At 65.6% G+C, this 17393-nt stretch carries 12 protein-coding genes; 10 read left to right on the top strand and 2 right to left on the bottom strand.

The features are described 5' to 3' along the window. Positions 1-40 precede the first annotated feature (40 nt). From AB5Y68_RS08990 to AB5Y68_RS08980, 3 genes are all read left to right on the top strand, one after another. Positions 41-1567, top strand: coding sequence for a YjjI family glycine radical enzyme (locus AB5Y68_RS08990; RefSeq protein WP_039039459.1), 1527 nt, complete (start codon positions 41-43; stop codon positions 1565-1567). Between the two features lie 10 nt (positions 1568-1577). After that, the gene (locus tag AB5Y68_RS08985; RefSeq protein WP_039039460.1) at positions 1578-2459 is read left to right on the top strand and encodes a YjjW family glycine radical enzyme activase; all 882 of its coding nucleotides are present in this window, start codon (positions 1578-1580) and stop codon (positions 2457-2459) included. Between the two features lie 117 nt (positions 2460-2576). Then, positions 2577-2900, top strand: coding sequence for a DUF1820 family protein (locus AB5Y68_RS08980; protein WP_039039461.1), 324 nt, complete (start codon positions 2577-2579; stop codon positions 2898-2900). Positions 2901-2916: 16 nt separating this feature from the next. Here AB5Y68_RS08980 and AB5Y68_RS08975 read toward each other — a convergent pair whose 3' ends face one another. Both AB5Y68_RS08975 and AB5Y68_RS08970 read right to left on the bottom strand, forming a co-directional pair. Beyond that, positions 2917-3849: a LysR family transcriptional regulator gene (locus tag AB5Y68_RS08975; protein WP_039039462.1), complete on the bottom strand. Its 933-nt coding sequence runs from the start codon at positions 3847-3849 to the stop codon at positions 2917-2919. A gap of 58 nt (positions 3850-3907) precedes the next feature. Next, positions 3908-5104 (bottom strand): amino acid aminotransferase, encoded by a 1197-nt coding sequence (locus tag AB5Y68_RS08970; RefSeq protein WP_201970069.1) that lies wholly within the window; start codon positions 5102-5104, stop codon positions 3908-3910. A gap of 393 nt (positions 5105-5497) precedes the next feature. Between AB5Y68_RS08970 and bcsG the strand changes: the two genes are divergently transcribed. Genes bcsG through bcsC form a run of 7 tightly spaced genes read left to right on the top strand, consistent with a single transcriptional unit; the run spans position 5498 to position 17366 of the window. Next, positions 5498-7144: a cellulose biosynthesis protein BcsG gene (gene bcsG, locus AB5Y68_RS08965; RefSeq protein WP_042014583.1), complete on the top strand. Its 1647-nt coding sequence runs from the start codon at positions 5498-5500 to the stop codon at positions 7142-7144. Between the two features lie 14 nt (positions 7145-7158). Further along, positions 7159-7383, top strand: coding sequence for a cellulose biosynthesis protein BcsR (gene bcsR / locus AB5Y68_RS08960; RefSeq protein WP_319909462.1), 225 nt, complete (start codon positions 7159-7161; stop codon positions 7381-7383). Continuing rightward, positions 7380-8042 (top strand): cellulose biosynthesis protein BcsQ, encoded by a 663-nt coding sequence (gene bcsQ, locus AB5Y68_RS08955; RefSeq protein WP_309563269.1) that lies wholly within the window; start codon positions 7380-7382, stop codon positions 8040-8042. The genes bcsR and bcsQ overlap by 4 nt, the downstream gene beginning before the upstream one ends. Beyond that, the gene (gene bcsA, locus AB5Y68_RS08950; RefSeq protein ID WP_368207093.1) at positions 8039-10606 is read left to right on the top strand and encodes a UDP-forming cellulose synthase catalytic subunit; all 2568 of its coding nucleotides are present in this window, start codon (positions 8039-8041) and stop codon (positions 10604-10606) included. Before bcsQ ends, bcsA begins: the two co-directional genes overlap by 4 nt. Then, positions 10603-12828, top strand: coding sequence for a cellulose biosynthesis cyclic di-GMP-binding regulatory protein BcsB (gene bcsB / locus AB5Y68_RS08945; protein WP_368207091.1), 2226 nt, complete (start codon positions 10603-10605; stop codon positions 12826-12828). Before bcsA ends, bcsB begins: the two co-directional genes overlap by 4 nt. Positions 12829-12831: 3 nt before the next feature. Then, positions 12832-13941 (top strand): cellulose synthase complex periplasmic endoglucanase BcsZ, encoded by a 1110-nt coding sequence (bcsZ, locus tag AB5Y68_RS08940; protein ID WP_339581327.1) that lies wholly within the window; start codon positions 12832-12834, stop codon positions 13939-13941. After that, entirely contained in the window at positions 13926-17366 is a 3441-nt protein-coding gene (bcsC, locus tag AB5Y68_RS08935; protein ID WP_368207089.1) for a cellulose synthase complex outer membrane protein BcsC, read from the top strand. Before bcsZ ends, bcsC begins: the two co-directional genes overlap by 16 nt. Positions 17367-17393: the final 27 nt, after the last annotated feature.

Genomic DNA, 17393 nt, shown 5'->3' with positions numbered 1-17393 from the left:
AAGTGTGAGGATTTTGGTTCCACCCGCCACGGAGTGAACTATGTCCTTCACCGAAACTTGCCAGCGCATCGTGCGCGACCCTCTGCTCTCACCGGCCCAGAAGAATCGGGCCCTGGCGCTCGCCGCCGAAAACGCGTTGCCTTACCCCGAGTTGCCTGCCGCCGTGCAGGATGCCATGGCACAAGGGATGCTGTGCGACATGTTCGAGGGGCACGCCCCCTACAAGCCGCGCTATGTGCTGCCGGACTACGAGAAGTTCCTGACCCAGGGCTCAGCCTGGCTGGAGCTGGCAGCGCCGCGGGATTTCGATGAAGCGCTCGATGCCTTGCGCATCCTCTATCACCACGTTCCTTCCGTCACCGGCATGCCGGTCTGGTTGGGACGGCTCGATCAGCTGCTGCTCCCCTTTGTCGGCGAGCTGGATGACGAGACTCTCTACCGCAAGCTGAAAGGGTTCTGGATCTATCTGGACCGGGTGCTGCCGGACGCCTTTATGCACGTCAACATTGGTCCCAACGACAACCGGATCTGCCGCCTGATCCTGCGCATCGACAACGAGCTCAAGCAGGTGGCCCCCAACCTCACCTTCTTCCACGATCCAGAGCAGACTCCCGACGATCTGCTGCTGCTGGCGGTGAAGAATATCGCCGAGTGCAGCAAGCCGCACATCGCCAACTACCCGATCCATCGCGATACCTTCGACCAGCGTGGTTTTGGCATCGTCAGCTGCTACAACTCCCTGCCGCAGGCCGGTGGCGCCAACACCCTGGTGCGGATCTCCCTCAAGCGAGTCGCCGAGCAGGCACAGGGGATCGATGATTTCCTCGGCTGTCTGCTGCCCCACTACTGCCGTCTCACGTCCCAGCTGATCGCGGTGCGCGCCGCCTTCCTGCACGAGGAGTCCGGTTTCTTCGACAGCTTCCTGGTCAAGGAGGGGCTGCTGGATGAGGATCGCTTCGTCCCCATGTTCGGCATCTACGGCATGGCGGAAGCGGTCAACATCTTGATGGATAAAGAGAATCTGCCGGGCCGCTACGGTCACGACGAAGAGGCAAATCAGCTTGGCTATCGCATCTCGGCCCAGCTTTCGGAATATGTCACTACGACGCCGCAGACCCATGCCTGGGGTGGGCACGCTCTGCTGCACTCACAGGGCGGCCTCAGCATCGATGTGGCGGTGACCCCGGGGGTGCGGATTCCCTACGGGCAGGAGCCGGATCCGGCCAGCCATGTGCTGGCGCTGGCGCCGCACCACGGCTACTACCACTCGGGGATCAGCGAGATCCTGACCCTGGATCTCACCATCCGCCAGAATCCGCAGGCACTGCTGCAGCTCTGCAAGGGGGCGCTCGCCATCGGCATGCGCGAGTTCACCGCCAACGTGGCCGACAGCGATCTGGTTCGGGTGACCGGCTATATGATCCGCAAGAGCGACGTGGCACGCTTCGCAGAGGAGGGGTCGCGGCTGCAGACCACCTGTCTTGGTGCCGAGGCGAGTGAAGTGACCGCCATTCGCCAGCGGACGCCGCGAGTGGTCGCCAATGAGTCGACCATCAGTCAGTACTGAGCCAAGTCCGATGGATGAAGCTCTGCTGACGCGCAGCGCCCTGGTGAGCAGGGTGCTGCCTTTTTCCTGCGTAGACGGGCCGGGCAACCGGCTGGTCTTGTTTCTGCAAGGGTGCAACTTCCGCTGCCCCGGTTGTCACAATCCCCACACTATCGGGCTGTGCGACGATTGCGGCGACTGCCTTGCGGTCTGCCCGAGTGGCGCCCTCGCCATGAGCGAGGGCAAGGTTCATTGGCAGGAGGCGCTCTGCACCGATTGTGACGCCTGTCTGGAGGCCTGCCCTCGCCACGCCAGCCCCAAGACGCGCCAGATGTCGGTGGCCGAGGTGCTGGCCCTGCTGCGCCGTTATGGCCCGCTGCTCACCGGCATCACCGTCTCTGGCGGGGAGGCTACCACCCAGTTGCCCTTCGTGATCGCCCTGTTCACGGCCATCAAGGCTGCGCCGGATCTGGCCCGTCTCACCTGCCTGCTCGACAGCAACGGATCCCTGGGGAAAACGGGTTGGCAGCGGCTGCTGCCGGTGCTGGACGGCGCCATGATAGACCTCAAGGGGTGGCGCGAGCCTGTGCATCAGGCCCTGACCGGGCGGGGCCGCGAGCGGGTGCTGGCGTCGCTGCGCTGGCTGGCTGCCCATGACAGGCTGGCGGAGGTGCGGCTGCTGCTGGTGCCGGGGCGGAGCGATTTTCTCGACGCCACTGGCGCGCTGGAGGAGGCGTTGACGACCTTTTTGCTGTCGCTGGGGCCCGTGCCCATCCGCCTCAACGGCTTTCGCCACCACGGGGTGCGAGGGGAGGCGCTGTCATGGCCAGAAGCCGGGTCGGCTGATCTGACAGTGCTTGCCAACGCATTGAAGGCCAAGGGGTTTGGGTCGGTGATGCTGCCTGCGATCTGAGCTCTGCGGCACGTAGGGATGCTGTGACCCGATATGACGCAACTGTGAACTCTGTCTATAGGGGCTGTCCGAGGGGACGGCTAGAATGGGTAAACCGTCCATCACCAACAGATACCCATGAGTGAATCCAACGCCCTTTATCGAGTGCAGTTCATTTGTCACAGCGAGCGTTACGAAGTCTATGTAAGAGAGGTGAATCAGGGCCAGCTGTTCGGCTTCATCGAGATCGCCCACTTCGTGTGGGACACCCACACGGCGCTCATCGTCGACCCCAGCCACGAGAAGCTGAAGAGCGAATTTGCCGACGTCACCCGCACCCTGATTCCCATGCACCACGTGCTGCGGGTCGATCAGGTGCGCAAGCAGGGGGCCGCCCGCATCACCGAACTGGGCAACAACGTCACCTCTTTCCCAGGCCCCATCTATACCAAGAAGCCCTGAGTCCTGCCGCCAGGCATCATTGTGGGGCGTCCAGCTCCCGGGCCAGTTGCAGGATGCGCTGACGGAACCAGCGCAGGGCGGGATCTTCCCCCAGGGGGCCATACCACACCAGGCTGTGGCTCACTGCGCCGTAATCGAAGGGGACGGGGCGGCTCACCAGCCCCTGGGTACAAGCCCGGGTAGCCCAGCCCTTCACGGCTGTGAGAATGAGATCGCTCTGGCGCAGCAGGGCGGCGGCGCTGCCAAAATCCGGCAGGGTGGCCCCCAGTCTGCGCCGTACCTGGCGCTGGGCGAGACTCTGCTCGAAGAAGGGATCGGCCAGCTCCTGATCGCGAATGGCGATGTGGCGCCAGCTCAGGTAGGCATCGAGATCCCAGGGGCGCGTCAACGCCGGATGATCCGCGCGCATCAGGCAGACCAGCTCGTCCTCCCGCAAGGTTTCCCAGACGAGGCCGGGCTGATTGACCCCGGGCTGGCTCTGATCGTGGGGCAGGATCACGAAGTCGAGCTTGCCCGCCGCCAGAGCAGCCAGACCCTGCTCGTCCTTGCTACGCACAACGGGCATCAGCCCCGGCACTTCCTGCATCAACTGACCCAGTACGGCTCCCATGGGCCAGATCATGCTGCTCTCCCGCATCGCCAGGTTCAGCTCCCCCTGCCAGTTGGCAGGGGCAAATCCTTCCTGGCTGGTGAGGCCGTTGAGCTCCCCCAGCAGGCGGCGCAGCGTCGGGCCGAGGCGTTCGGCAAACGGGGTCAGCAGCAACTGATTGCCCTGGCGGTAGAGCAGTTGATCCCCCAGCAGTTCGCGCAACTGGTTGAGGGTCTTGCTGACAGTGGAGGGGGTGGTGCAGAGGCGCTCGGCGCTGCGGGTGACACTGCGGGTGTCGAGCAGCAGATGCAGGGTCACCAGGTGGCGACCGCCGAGGCGGGAGAGGGCAATGAGATCCATCACGGTTCCACGGGCAAGGGGACAAACGAAAAGCCCCGCCTGAGCGGGGCTTGCGGGCTTAGCCCTTGAGCACGGCGGCCATGGCGTCGGCCACATAGTCGACGTTGCGGCTGTTGAGGCCCGCCACGCACATGCGACCGGAGCGCACCAGGTAGACGGCGAACTCTTCCCGAAGGCGGTCCACCTGCTCCGGCGTGAAGCCGGTGTAGCTGAACATGCCGCGCTGGTTGATGAAGTAGCCAAAATCGCGGCCCGGCACCTTGGCACTCAGCACCTCGAACAGCTTCTGGCGCATGGCCTTGATGCGGGTGCGCATCTCGGTCACCTCACCGACCCACATGGCGTGCAGTTCGGGCTGGCTCATTACCGCCGCGGTGATCTGGCCGCCGTGGGTGGGGGGGCTGGAGTAGTTGCGGCGCACGGTGGCCTTCATCTGCCCCAGCACCCGGCTCGCCTCTTCGGCATCCTGGCAGATGACCGACAGGCCGCCGCAACGCTCGCCGTAGAAGGAGAGGTTCTTGGAGAAGGAGTTGCTGACGAAGAAGCTGACACCGGCGGCCACCATGGCGCGGATGGCATAGGCATCCTCTTCCAGCCCGTCACCGAAGCCCTGATAGGCGATGTCCATGAAGGGGATCAGGTTCTTCTCGACCACCAGAGCGATCACCTGGTCCCACTGGGCACGGGAGAGATCCACCCCGGTCGGGTTGTGGCAGCAGGGGTGCAGCAGCACGATGCTTTTCGCAGGCAGGCTGCTCAGGCAGTCGATCATGGCGTCGAACAGCACGCCGCCGGTGGCCGCATCGTAATAGGGGTAGTCGTGCACCTTGATGCCGGCCCCCTCGAACATCGCCTTGTGGTTGTCCCAGGTAGGATTGCTGACCCACACCTCGGAGGTCGGGAAGTAGCGCTTGAGCAGATCGGCACCGATCTTCAGGGCGCCGGAGCCGCCGATGGTCTGGATGGTGGCGATGCGACCCGCCTTGACCGCTTCGTGCTCGGCGCCAAACAGCAGGTGCTGCACCGCGGTGCGGTAGTTGGCGGCGCCTTCCATCGGCTGGTAGGGGCGTGGGGCCGGGGCGGCGGCGCGCTGCGCTTCGGCCTGCTGCACCGACGGCAGCAGCGGAATGCGGCCCTGCTCATCGTAATAGAGGCCAATCCCCAGGTTCACCTTCTGTTCGCGGGTATCTTTGTGGAAGGTTTCGACTAGCGTCAGTATGGGGTCGCCAGCATAGGCATCGACGTGTTCAAACATGGGGGGTCCTTGAAGTTGACTGTCCAATTCGGCCGGCCATCAGCCGGGCCGATATGATGGCGCAATCCAGAGGTGGCCTCAAGTTGTTCGAGATGGCGACAGGGCTGACAAAGTCTGTCGCAGTGGTGAATGCGGGGCCCTTGCCAGGATCCTGCATCCCGTCTGCACGTTCCCCCCATTTTGTCAGAGAAGGCTGCCTTATCGGCATCGTTTGGATAATATATGGATGCATACGGCCCCTCTCATTCCCCTCCCACCCATCCGGGGGAGCCAGGTTCGGCGCCGCCTGAGACAAAAGAAATAGTTGCATAATAGTCAGGCTATTCTTTTGACAACCATTGCAGTGTGCCCGGCCCCTTCGGGGGGCCCACGATAACAGGTGACTCATCGCCGATGACCCGACATGTTTCTGATGCCGATTCCCCCTGGCTGGACTGGCACGGCCTGGGTGGCTGGAATGTCTATTTTCTTGCCAAGTTCGCCCTGCTCTGGGGGGGATATCTCAACTTCCATCCCCTGATCAACCTGGTGTTTGCCGCCTTCCTGATCTTTCCCCTGCCAAGGGCCGGGTGGCGCCGTGCGCGGCACTGGCTGGCGTTGCCGGTAGGGGCGGGGATCTTCTATCACGATACCTGGTTGCCGGGGATAGAGAGCATTCGTGCCCAGGGCAGCCAGGTCTTCTCCTTCACCCTGGATTACTGGGCTGAGCTGCTCGGGCGTTTCATCAATTGGGAGATGGTCGGCGCGGGGTTCGTGCTGCTGACGCTCTATCTGTTCATCGCCCAGTGGTTGCGCTTCACCCCCTGGATCCTGCTGGCGCTGCTCTGGCTCTGGGTCTCGCCCCAGGTGAGCAATCCCTTCGCGAGCAGCAAGGGGGCGAGCGAGCACGCCCTGAACACGCCCCGGGAGGAGACCCGCCCCTCAGTGCTGCCCATGGAGGAGCAGCTTGACCAGAGTGCCCCGCCGACCAACGAGAACCTCAACGCCTATCTCGATGACTTCTATCGGGAGGAGCAGGAGAGGCTGGTGCACTTCCCGGAGAGCCTGCCAGCCCAGGCGACCCCCTTCGATGTGCTCATCATCAATGTCTGCTCCCTGGCCTGGCGTGACGTGGAGGCGAGCGGCCTGACCGGGCACCCGGTCTGGTCCCACTTCGACATTCGCTTCAACCGCTTCAACTCCGCCACCTCCTACAGCGGCCCGAGCTCCATTCGCCTGCTGCGGGCCAGTTGCGGGCAGACCAGCCACCAGGGGCTCTATGTGACGGCGCCGAAGCAATGCCTGCTGTTCGAGAACCTGGCCCAGCTCGGCTTTGCCAAACAGGTGGCCATGGATCACTCGGGGGATTTTGGCAACTACCTGACCGGCCTGCAGCAGTATGCCGGGCTGGATGTGACCCCCATGGACAAGAAGGGGCTGGCCCATGATCTCGCCTCCTTCGATGGCGAGCCCATCTATCGCGGGGATGCCCTGTTCGGCCGCTGGCTGAACGAGCGGACACAGAGTCAGGCGGCACGCAACGTCACCTTCTTCAACCTCATCGCCCTGCACGATGGCAACCGCTATGTGGCGAGCCGCCAGATAGCGCCCTACAAGGCGAGGCTCAAGACCCTGCTGGATCAGCTGGACGACTTCATGACGACGCTGGAGCAATCCGGCCGCAAGGTGGCCGTGGTGATGGTGCCTGAGCACGGCGCCGCTCTCACCGGCGACAAGATGCAGATGGCCGGGCTGCGGGACATTCCCAGTCCGAGCATCACCCAGGTGCCGGTGGGGGTTGCCCTGCTCGGTACCAAGGCGCCCCACGAGGCGACCCGCAACGTGGACACCCCCAGCAGCTTCCTGGCGGTATCAGAACTGGTCTCCAGGCTGGTGGGGAAGGATGTGTTCGGGAGCGAGACCATCGATTGGGATGCCCTGCTGGGCGACCTGCCGCAGACCCCGTCGGTGTCCGAGAACCAGGGCTCGGTGGTGATCGAATATCAGGGCAAGTACCACATCAAGCTGGGGCAGGGGGACTGGGTCCCCTATCCCCAATGAGACCGGAGGTGACGATGCGCAGCGAACGGCAATCAGACATGCAGATCCCCTTCGGCGTCCCGGTGGAGGGCACGGTAATCAATGACGTGGCCATGGTCCAGCAGGCCTTTGGTGTCAGCCTCTCCTACCAGGATATTGCCGCCAGGGAGCGGCTCGCCGTCTTGTGCGCACGCTTCCCCCTGCTGGCGGAGGTGGCAGTGAAAGGGCCCGAGGGGACTGGCGAGGGGAGGTCTGCATGAAGGTGATCGCCCTGCAGGGGATCCGGGGAGGTGTGGGGACCACCGCCATCGTGGCGGGGCTTGCCCAGGCTGCCCATGAGCAGGGGGCAAGGGTGCTGGCGGTGGATCTCTGCCCGGACAACCAGCTTGGCATCCACCTTGGCCTGCCCCATGACGATCCGGGAGGCTGGAGCCGGCTGACCCAGCCGGCGCGGGAGTGGCGAGGTGCGCTTCACCGCCGGGAGGAGGGACTGGATCTGCTCTCCCATGGAGGGGGGGAGGGGGCGTCGGCCGAGTGGCTGGCGGGGATCGATGGCTATGATCTGGTGCTGCTGGATCTGCCCCTGGGCATGGCCCCCGTCATCCCCTGCAGGCGCTTGCTGGTGGTCAATGCGGATGCCAACTGCCATGTGCGGCTTCACCGCCACTCCTGGGCGGCCGATGAGCGTCTGCTGGTGACCCAGTTCTCCAGCCAGCGGGCCCTGCAGCAGGGGTTGCTGGATCTCTGGCTGGCAGGGGGGCTCCCTCTGCTCAATCTTCATCTGCACAGGGATGAAGCCATGGCGGAGGCCATGGCCGCCAAGCTGCCGGTCGGCCGCTATGCGCCCACCAGTCTGGTTGCCCACGAGCTGGCCGCCCTGGCGACCTGGTGTCTGGCAGAGGGGGAGGCGCCCCGATGAGAGTGCGGCTGCTGACGCCGGCTGCGGGCCTCTGGTGCTCGCAGCGCTATGGCGCACTGCGCGAGCGGGGGGCTTCCCGCCCGGGGGCGGCCGCATTGACACTGGGCTGGCTGCTGGCCTGGGCTCTCTTCCCCCTCGAGCGTCATGGCTGGCAATGGGTGCTGGGCCATGCCCGGGGACTCTATCCCCAGCTGACGCACCCCCGGGTGGGGGATCCCCTGCGCGTTCTGTTGCAGAGCCTCTGGATGATAGTGCGTCGCCCACAACCCATCCCTCTGCGCTGGCCTGCCTCCTGGCAGCGGCTCTGGCATAGGGGCACCCAGGCTCTCGGCGCCTTCCTGGCCCGCCAGGAGGAGAAAGGGCTGGCCGCCGCCAGGGCCACGCCCCGCGAGGCGCGCTGGAAGAGCGTGCTGCTCTGCGTGGTGGCCGGGAGCCTCTCTCTGCTCTGCGTCACCCAGCCGTTCACCCTGCAGGCGCAACTGGTGTTCGTGCTCCTGCTGGCGGCCATGGCCTTTATCCTGCGCGCCGTGCCGGGCCGTTATCCCATGCTGATGATGATGGTGCTCTCCCTCACCATCTCCTGCCGCTACATCTGGTGGCGCTACACCTCGACCCTCGACTGGTTCGACCCCGTCAGCCTGGCCTGCGGCCTGCTGCTGCTGGCCGCCGAGACCTATGCCTGGCTGGTGCTGCTGCTCGGCTACTGGCAGACCGCATGGCCCCTGCACCGCCCTCCGGCACAACTGCCGGCGGATCCGGCCCAGTGGCCCAGCGTGGATCTGATGATCCCCACCTACAACGAGGATCTCGCCATCGTGAAGGGGACTGTCTACGCCGCCATGGGGCTCGACTGGCCTGCCGACAAGCTGACCATCTGGCTGCTTGACGACGGGGGGCGGGCGGCGTTTCGCGACTTCGCCGAGGAGGCCGGGATCCGCTATGTGGCCCGGTCGACCCATGAGCACGCCAAGGCGGGCAACATCAATCACGCCCTCAAGATGGCCACCGGGGATCTGGTCGCCATCTTCGACTGTGACCACCTGCCGACCCGCTCCTTCCTGCAGATGACGGTGGGCTGGTTCTACCGGGATCCCCGTCTGGGCGTGGTCCAGACCCCCCACCACTTCTTCTCCGCCGATCCGTTCGAACACAACCTGCAACGGTTTCGCAAGATGCCGAACGAGGGGGCCCTCTTCTACGGCCTGGTGCAGGATGGCAACGACATGTGGGATGCCAGCTTCTTCTGCGGTTCCTGCGCCGTCATCAAGCGCACTGCCCTTGACGAGATCGGCGGCATCGCGGTGGAGACGGTCACCGAGGATGCCCACACCTCCCTGCGGCTGCACCGCCTCGGCTACACCTCGGCCTATATCCGGATCCCGCTGGCTGCGGGGCTGGCCACCGAAAGCCTCTCTGCCCACATCGGTCAGCGCATCCGATGGGCGCGCGGCATGGTGCAGATCCTGCGTCTGGACAACCCCCTCTTCGGCAAGGGGCTCAAGCTGGGGCAGCGGCTTTGCTACTTCAATGCCATGCTGCACTTCCTCTCGGGCATACCGAGGCTCATCTTCCTGACGGCGCCGCTCGCCTTCCTGATCCTGCACGCCTACATCATCTATGCCCCTGCGGCGGCCATCGCCCTCTACATGTTGCCGCACATCTTCCACAGCGCCCTGACCAACTCCCGGTTGCAGGGCAAGGTGCGCCACTCCTTCTGGGGCGAGGTCTATGAGACGGTGCTGGCCTGGTACATCGCCAGGCCGACCACGGTGGCGCTCTTTGCACCTCACAAGGGGACGTTCAACGTGACTGCCAAGGGGGGGATGACGGAGGAGGTGTTCCTCGATCTGTCGGTCTCCCGCCCCTATCTGCTGCTGATCCTGCTCAATCTGTGCGGGCTGGGGTTCGGCCTCTGGCGCATCGGCACCGGCCCTGCCGACGAGGTGCCGACCCTGATCCTCAGCATGATCTGGACCCTCTACAACATGACCATACTGGGCGGCGCCCTGGCGGTGGCCTTCGAGTCGCGGCAGGTCCGTGCCAATCCCAGGGTGGAGATGGTGATGCCGGCGGCCATCAGGCTGGCGAACGGTCACCTCTACCCCTGTACCGTCAGGGATTACTCCAACGGGGGGGTCGGGGTGCTGCTCGAGGCGCCCCTGCCCCTGGCCGACAAGGAGAGGGTCTGGTTGCTGCTGCGCCATGACCAGCGGGAGCAGGCGTTCGCCGCCAAGGTGCAGCGGGTGTTCGGCTGCAAGCTGGGACTGGAGCTGGAGCCCATGGCGCAGGCACAGCATGTCGAGTTCATCCAGTGCACCTTCGCCCGGGCCGATACCTGGTCCCTGTGGCAGCAGCGTCTGGGCAAGGATCGCCCCCTCCACAGCCTGATCGACATTACCCTGCTCGGCTGGGGGGCTTACTGGCGTCTGGCCCGTACCTCACCCATCGGCTTTGTTTGTATCCTCCTCGAGAAGCTGGCTCGCTGGCTCCTCTCCTTCGTTCCCCGTCGCGTCTCCCCAGATTTCCGGGCCGGGACTCCGACCTCACAGACAGTGAAAGGATGATGAAACCACAACGCTACCTTATTCCTCTCCTGCTGATGGCGCAGGGTGCGACTGCCGCTGAGGCCGTCGGCCCCCTGCCGCCCGTTCCCGCTCCGGTGCGCACCCAGGGAATGAGCTTCGAACAGATGGCGTCATCGCCAGGCACCCTCTCCCTGCGCGGCAATGCGCCAGACGGACTGGCCGACTTCACCGTGCGGCGGGACGAGGTGGTGACCCGGGCCACCCTGGATCTGAACTTCACGCCATCGCCCTCCCTGCTGCCGCTCATCTCCCAGGTCAAGGTCTATCTCAATGACGAGCTGATGGGGGTGACGGCCCTCAACCAGGATCAGATGGGGACGATGACCCATGCCAGCATCGAGCTGGATCCCCGCTATGCCAAGGATTTCAACCGCCTCAAGGTGAGCTTCGTCGGCCACTATCAGAAAGTGTGCGAGAACCCGGCGAGCGACACCCTCTGGCTCAACGTCAACCGGGACAGCAAGCTGACCCTGCAGTTGCAGACCCTGCCGGTGCGCAACGAGCTCTCCTTCTTCCCCATGCCGTTCCTCGACGTGCGGGACAATGGCAAGCTGACTCTGCCCATGGTGTTCACGGGCTCAGTGCCCCCGGAGCAGCAGCAGGCGGCGGCGGTGCTGGCCTCCTGGTTCGGCACCAAGGCCCAGTGGCGGGGCCAGCATTTCCCGGTGCTCATCAACCAGTTGCCGGATCGCAACGCCGTGATCTTTGCCACCAATGACGCGCGCCCCGATTTCCTGGTGGACTATCCCGAGGTGAAGGGGCCCACCATCGACATGATCAGCTCCCCCGACAATCCCTATGTGAAGCTGCTGCTGATCTTGGGGCGGGATCAGCAGGATCTGCTGACGGCGGTGCAGGGGCTGGCGCGAGGCGATGTCATGCTGCGTGGCCAGAGCGTCATGGTGGACGAGGTGAAGCCGCTCTTGCCGCGTCAACCCTACGATGCCCCGAACTGGGTGCGACTGGATCGCAAGATGCGCTTTGATGAGCTCACGGAGTACCCGGGCCAGTTGCAGGCAACGGGACGCACGCTGTGGCCCATGAGCCTGACGCTGCGCCTGCCGCCGGATCTCTATCTGCTGGGGGAGAACGGCATCAGGACGGAGCTGAAGTATCACCATACCTCGCCCACCCTGCGCGACGGTTCCCGGCTGGATGTGGGGGTCAACGGCCAGCTCATGAAGTCGTTCACGCTCGAGCCCGGCGAGGTCAAGAGTGAGCGGTTGCTGACCCTGCCGCTCTGGTTTGCCGACGACGGCGACACCATGGCGCTGCGCATGCCCGGGCTCAAGACCACCCAGGCCAACAGCCTGAGCTTCTCGTTCGAGTATGCCCAACAATACATGGGAGGAACGGAGGATGGCCGTTGCGACTTGGTGATGCCGCCTGCCCATCAGGTGCGCATCGACGAGGGCTCCACCATCGACTTCACCGGCTATCGCCACTTCATCGAGATGCCCGACCTCAAGGCGTTCGCCTATGCCGGCTTCCCGTTCAGCCGGATGGCGGATCTCGCCGACACCCAGATTGTCATGCCGGCCAGACCACATCCCGGGCAGATCACCACCTTGCTCGATGCCGTCGGTGCCATCGGGGCCGAGACCGGGTATCCGGCGCTCTCCCTGCAGGTTCTGGACGACTGGGAGCGAGCGCGCACCGCGGATCGGGATACCCTGCTCATCGGCACCCTGCCGGAGGAGTTTCGAGGGGATCTGGCTCCCGACGCCCTGCTGCAATCCACGCGCAGCTGGGTCAACGAGCCAACCCGCCAGCACAAGGGGGATCTGCTGCACACCATGGCCGATCGCCAGCCCCAGGCCCGGGTGGGCATGACGGGCAATCGGGCCATCGCCGTCATCCTGGGGCTGCAATCGCCGACCCATGATCAGCGCAGCCTGGTGGCCTTGCTGGCGGATGGGCCGGCGGGGGTCACATTGCTCAATGAGGCCCTGCAGACCCGGACCCTGCGCGATCAGGTGGCAGGCTCGGTGGCCATCATCCGGGAATCCGGGGTGAAGAGCCTGGTGGTGGGGGATCGCTACGAGGTGGGCTACCTGCCGTGGTGGGAGCGTCTCTGGCAACTGTTTGCCCGTTATCCGGTGCGTCTTGCCGGGCTGACCCTGCTCTGCATGCTGGTACTGGGCTGGGGTCTGCGGGTGCTGCTTGCCAGTGCCAGTCGCCGCCGTCTGAAGGAAGATTAAGAGATGACTCAGATGAAAAATGTCTGTGGTGCCCTGCTCCTCTGGGCCCTTTGTTCCCTCCCGGCGCAGGCCGTCTGCCACTGGCCGGAGTGGGATCACTTTCGCCAGCACTACATCAGCGAAGAGGGCAGGGTCATCGACCCTGCCGAGGGGCGCCGCATCACCACCTCGGAAGGCCAGAGCTATGCCCTCTTCTTCGCCCTGGTCAACGATGACAGGGAGACCTTTGCCCGCCTGCTCGACTGGACGGAGCGGCAGCTCGCCCGCGGGGATCTGACCGGCTTCCTGCCATCCTGGCTCTGGGGCAGGCAGCAGGACGGCAGTTGGGGTGTGCTGGATGCGAACAGCGCGTCCGATTCGGATCTCTGGATAGCCTACAGCCTGCTGGAGGCGGGTCGCCTGTGGGACAACCACAGCTACTCTGCCCTCGGCACCCTGTTGCTGCGCCGTATTGCCCGGGAGGAGGTCGCCACGCTGCCGGGTCTCGGCCCCGTGTTGCTGCCCGGGGCGAAAGGCTATGAGGGGGAGGGACGCTGGACCCTCAACCCCAGCTATCTGCCTCCACAACTGCTGGCCAGATTCGCCTCCTTCAAGGGACCCTGGGGGGAGATGAGGGCCCTCTTGCCCAAGCTGCTGCAGGAGAGTGCGCCCCGTGGCTTTGCCCCGGACTGGGTGGACTGGCAGGGGGAGAAGGGGTGGCAGGTGACGGCGGACAAGGGCGACACCGGTGGCTATGACGCCATCCGCGTCTATCTCTGGCTCGGCATGTTGAGCGAGGAGGATCCCGCCAGGGCTTCCCTGGTGGCCCATTTTGCCCCCATGCTGGCGCAGCTGACCGAATCGGGTCATCTGCCCGAGCGGGTCTCCAGCCTGAGTGGACAGGTTCAGGGCAAGGGGCCGAGCGGCTTTGCCGCCGCCCTCCTGCCCCTGTCACGGGGCTTGCCGGCGCAGGTCACCTTGCGCAAGCAGGTCTCCGATCACGGGCTGGATGCGGATGCCTACTACGGCAGCGTGCTGACCCTGTTCGGCGCAGGCTGGGATCAGGGGCGTTATCGCTTTGCCGCCGACGGTACCCTGCAGCCGGATTGGAGCGAGTCATGTCAGGCAGAGTGACCCTGGGGTGCCTGCTCGCCTGCCTGATGAGCGGAGCCCTGGCGCAAGGGACGGTACAGCCGGTGGCCTGGCTGCTGGAGCAGGTCAGGATTGGCGAGGCCCGTGGGCGGGAAGATCTCGTCAGCAACAGCCTCTATTCTCTCTCCCTGGTGGAGCCCGATCATCCGGAGCTGCTGGCAGCCCAGGCCCGTCAGGCCCTGCGCCAGGGCAAGGTCAAGGAGGCCGGGGCACTGCTGGCCCGCCTTGGCAAGCAAGACCCCGACTCTGCGCTCTATCGTCAGGGCATGGCCAATCTGGCCCTGAACGAACCGGCCAGGCGCCAGCAACTGCAACAAGCCAGGCTGCTGACCAGCGCCGGCAGGCTGGAGGAGGCCGAGCGTCTCTATCGCTCCCTGTTCTCAGGTGACTTGCCCCCCAATCTCGACGTGGCGGTGGATTATGCCCTGTTGCAGACACGGATCCCGGCCATGAAGGCAAAGGGGCTGGCGGCCCTGGAGGCACTCAACCGGCAATATCCGGGTGAGCCCAGAGTGCGGGGCGGGCTGGCTCGCCTCTATCTGGCGGAGGGTCGGCGCCAGGGGGCGCAGAACCTGTTGCGCGAGATGGCGCGAGACCCCTATCAGCGGGACGAGGCCGCCGAGATCTGGCTCGCAGACATCGAATCCCTGCCCATCGGTCCCGGGAGCATCGCTGCCTTGCAGGAGTATATGGTGCTCTTTGGCGAAGGGGATACCACCAAGGCGGAACAGCTGCTCGCGGCCCAGGAGGAGAAGTGGGCCTCGCCTGCCTATCGTGCACGCCAGTCGGCGCTCGCAAGCACGGCGGGAGGTGGTGCATCCATCTCCCGCTTGCAGCGTGCCCTGGCTGCCAACCCGGGGGATCCCGAACTCATGGGGGCCCTAGGGCAGGCCTACTCCCGCAACGATCAGCGAGCGCTGGCCATCGCCCAGTTTGAACGGGTGCTGGCACACCCCGAGGTGACCGACAAGGACAAATGGCGCAGCCTGCTGGCCACCAACCGCTACTGGCTGCTGGTGAGCCAGGGGCGCAGCGCCCTGGAACGGGAGCAGTGGGATGAGGCGGCGACCCTGTATCGCCGTGCCATCGCCCAGGATGGGCATGAACCCGAAGCCTGGCTGGGGCTCGGAGACAGCGAGCGTGGCCGCCATCGCGATGCCGACGCGGAGTCTGCCTACCGCAAGGCGCTCGCCATGGGGAGCGCGCGGGAGCGGGCCCTGGCCCGCCTGTTCGATCTCTACAAGGAGCAGGATCCGGCGCGTGCCCTGGCCCTGCTGGAGCAGCAGGGCACCCCCGGGATGCAGGCCGAAGGGCGGCGGCTCAAGGCCGGGCTGTTGGAGGAGGAGGCCGATCAGCTTGATCGGGCCGGCAAGGTGGCGGCGGCGCTGCGCCTTCGCGAGCAGGCACTTGCGCTGACCCCGGAAGAGGTGTGGCTGGCCTATCGAGTGGCCGATACCCGGGCCCGCCTCGGGGAGGCTGGCAGCGGGGAGCGGCTCTTGCGGGAACGGCTGGCGGCGCACCCGCAGGATGCCACCCTGCGCTACGCCACCGCCCTCTATCTCTCCGGGCAGGACAAGATGGTGGAGGCGAGAGGGGTGCTGGCCGCCATCCCTAGGTCCGGCTGGACACAGGACATGGATGCGCTGGATCAGCGCCTCGCCCGTGACGAGGTGCTCGCCAGGGCGAGGGCGCGTCACGAGGCCGGGGATGATGAGGGGGCCGAACGCCTGCTTCAGCCGTTTCAGCCGGATGAAGAGGCGAGCCTGATGCTGGCGGAGTGGGCCACGGATCGGGGGGCCTATGCACTGGCGGAGCAGCGCTATCAGGAGGTGCTTGCCCGCACGCCGCAACAGCCCGAGGCCAGGCTTGGCATGGCCGAACTGGCCCAGGCCAGGGGCGATCTGGCAAAGGCCCGTCACTGGCTGCCCGCCTGGCCGGTCAGCCCGCTGCCCCCGGAGGGGGCCAACTACTACCGCCGGGTAGCCAATCTCTATCAGGCGCTGGGAGAGGGCGAGACAGCCCGCGCCATTTTCACCGACTACGAACCCCTGGTGGCGATGCAACCGGCCTCCCAGCAGACGGCGCTGTTCTGGCGCGATGCCGCCCGCCAGCGCGTTGCCGAGCATGATGTGGAAGAGGCCCTGGTACGGGATCGCAAGGGGCTGGTGGCCGCAGGTTTGGTCCCCCGCGAGGATCTGGAGGGGGGCGAGCTGACCCGGCTGGCCCGCAGTCAGGATGGGGAGGGGTGGCTGGCATCCGGCCTGCGCAGCGATCTCGACAGGCATTACCGGCAGAGCCAGACCACCTTCTCCCTCGACAGCGATTACTGGGGCTCCAGCGGTACCGGGGGCTACTCGGATTTGCGGGCGTTGACCCAGATGGCGCAACTGGATACGCCGCTGGCCGGTGGGACCGCCTTCGGCCGCCTTGAACTGGTCGACATGGATGCCGGAGATCTGCCGGACGCCCCTTACCGGGCGCAGTTCGGTACCTGCGCGGCCAGGGACTGCCGCGGGGACGCGCACCAGCAGAGCCGGGGGACCACCCTGGCGGCAGGCTGGCAGCGGGGGGCCTGGGCGTTCGATCTGGGGACCACGCCCCTCGGTTTCGAGGTGGTGGACTGGGTCGGTGGCGCCACCTTGACCGGTGACTGGCACACGCTAGGGTGGGGGATGACCCTCTCGCGTCGGCCCGTCAGCAGCTCGCTGCTCTCCTATGGGGGAACGGTGGATCCGGGCACGGGCATCAGCTGGGGCGGGGTGCGGGCGAACGGGGTCCGCCTCGATCTCAGCCGGGATCAGGGAGGGGCCGTCGGGTTCTGGGGCAGCGCCCAGCAGCACCTGCTGACCGGCAAGAACGTGCCCGACAACTGGCGCACCCGGCTCATGGGAGGGGGCTATTACAAGTTCGTCAACGAGACCCATCGCCGTGCCAGCGTGGGGCTCAGCACCATGCTGTGGCACTACCAGCAGGATCTGGGGGGCTATACCCTGGGGCAGGGGGGGTATTACAGCCCGCAAGGGTACTTCTCGCTCTCGGTGCCGGTCAGCTACCGGCAGCGAACCCCGGACTGGTCGTGGGAGCTGGGCGGGTCGGGATCCTGGTCCTACGCCCGTACCGACGACAGTCGCCGCTACCCGCTGGAAGGCCTGTTGCCAAGCGGTTTGCCAGACAGGAATGCGCCTGTGAAAGGGGGCAGTAGCAGTGGATTCGGCTACACCCTGAATGGCATGGTGGAACACAGGCTGACGGAGCACTGGCGCATCGGTGGCCGGGTGGACATCCAGCAGGCGGATGACTATGCCCCCAGCCATGTCACCCTGTTCCTGCGCTACACCTTCAAGCCCTGGCAAGGGGATCTCGATATGCCGCCAAGGCCTCTCACTCCCTACGCGGACTTCGACTGACAGGGGCGCCCGTCATCACCGGGCGCC

The organism is Aeromonas sp. R6-1, from assembly GCF_040908165.1.
Taxonomy (GTDB): domain Bacteria; phylum Pseudomonadota; class Gammaproteobacteria; order Enterobacterales; family Aeromonadaceae; genus Aeromonas; species Aeromonas caviae.
The sequence above is the reverse complement of the archived record's forward strand: the minus strand, read 5'-3'. Positions and strand labels throughout refer to the sequence as shown.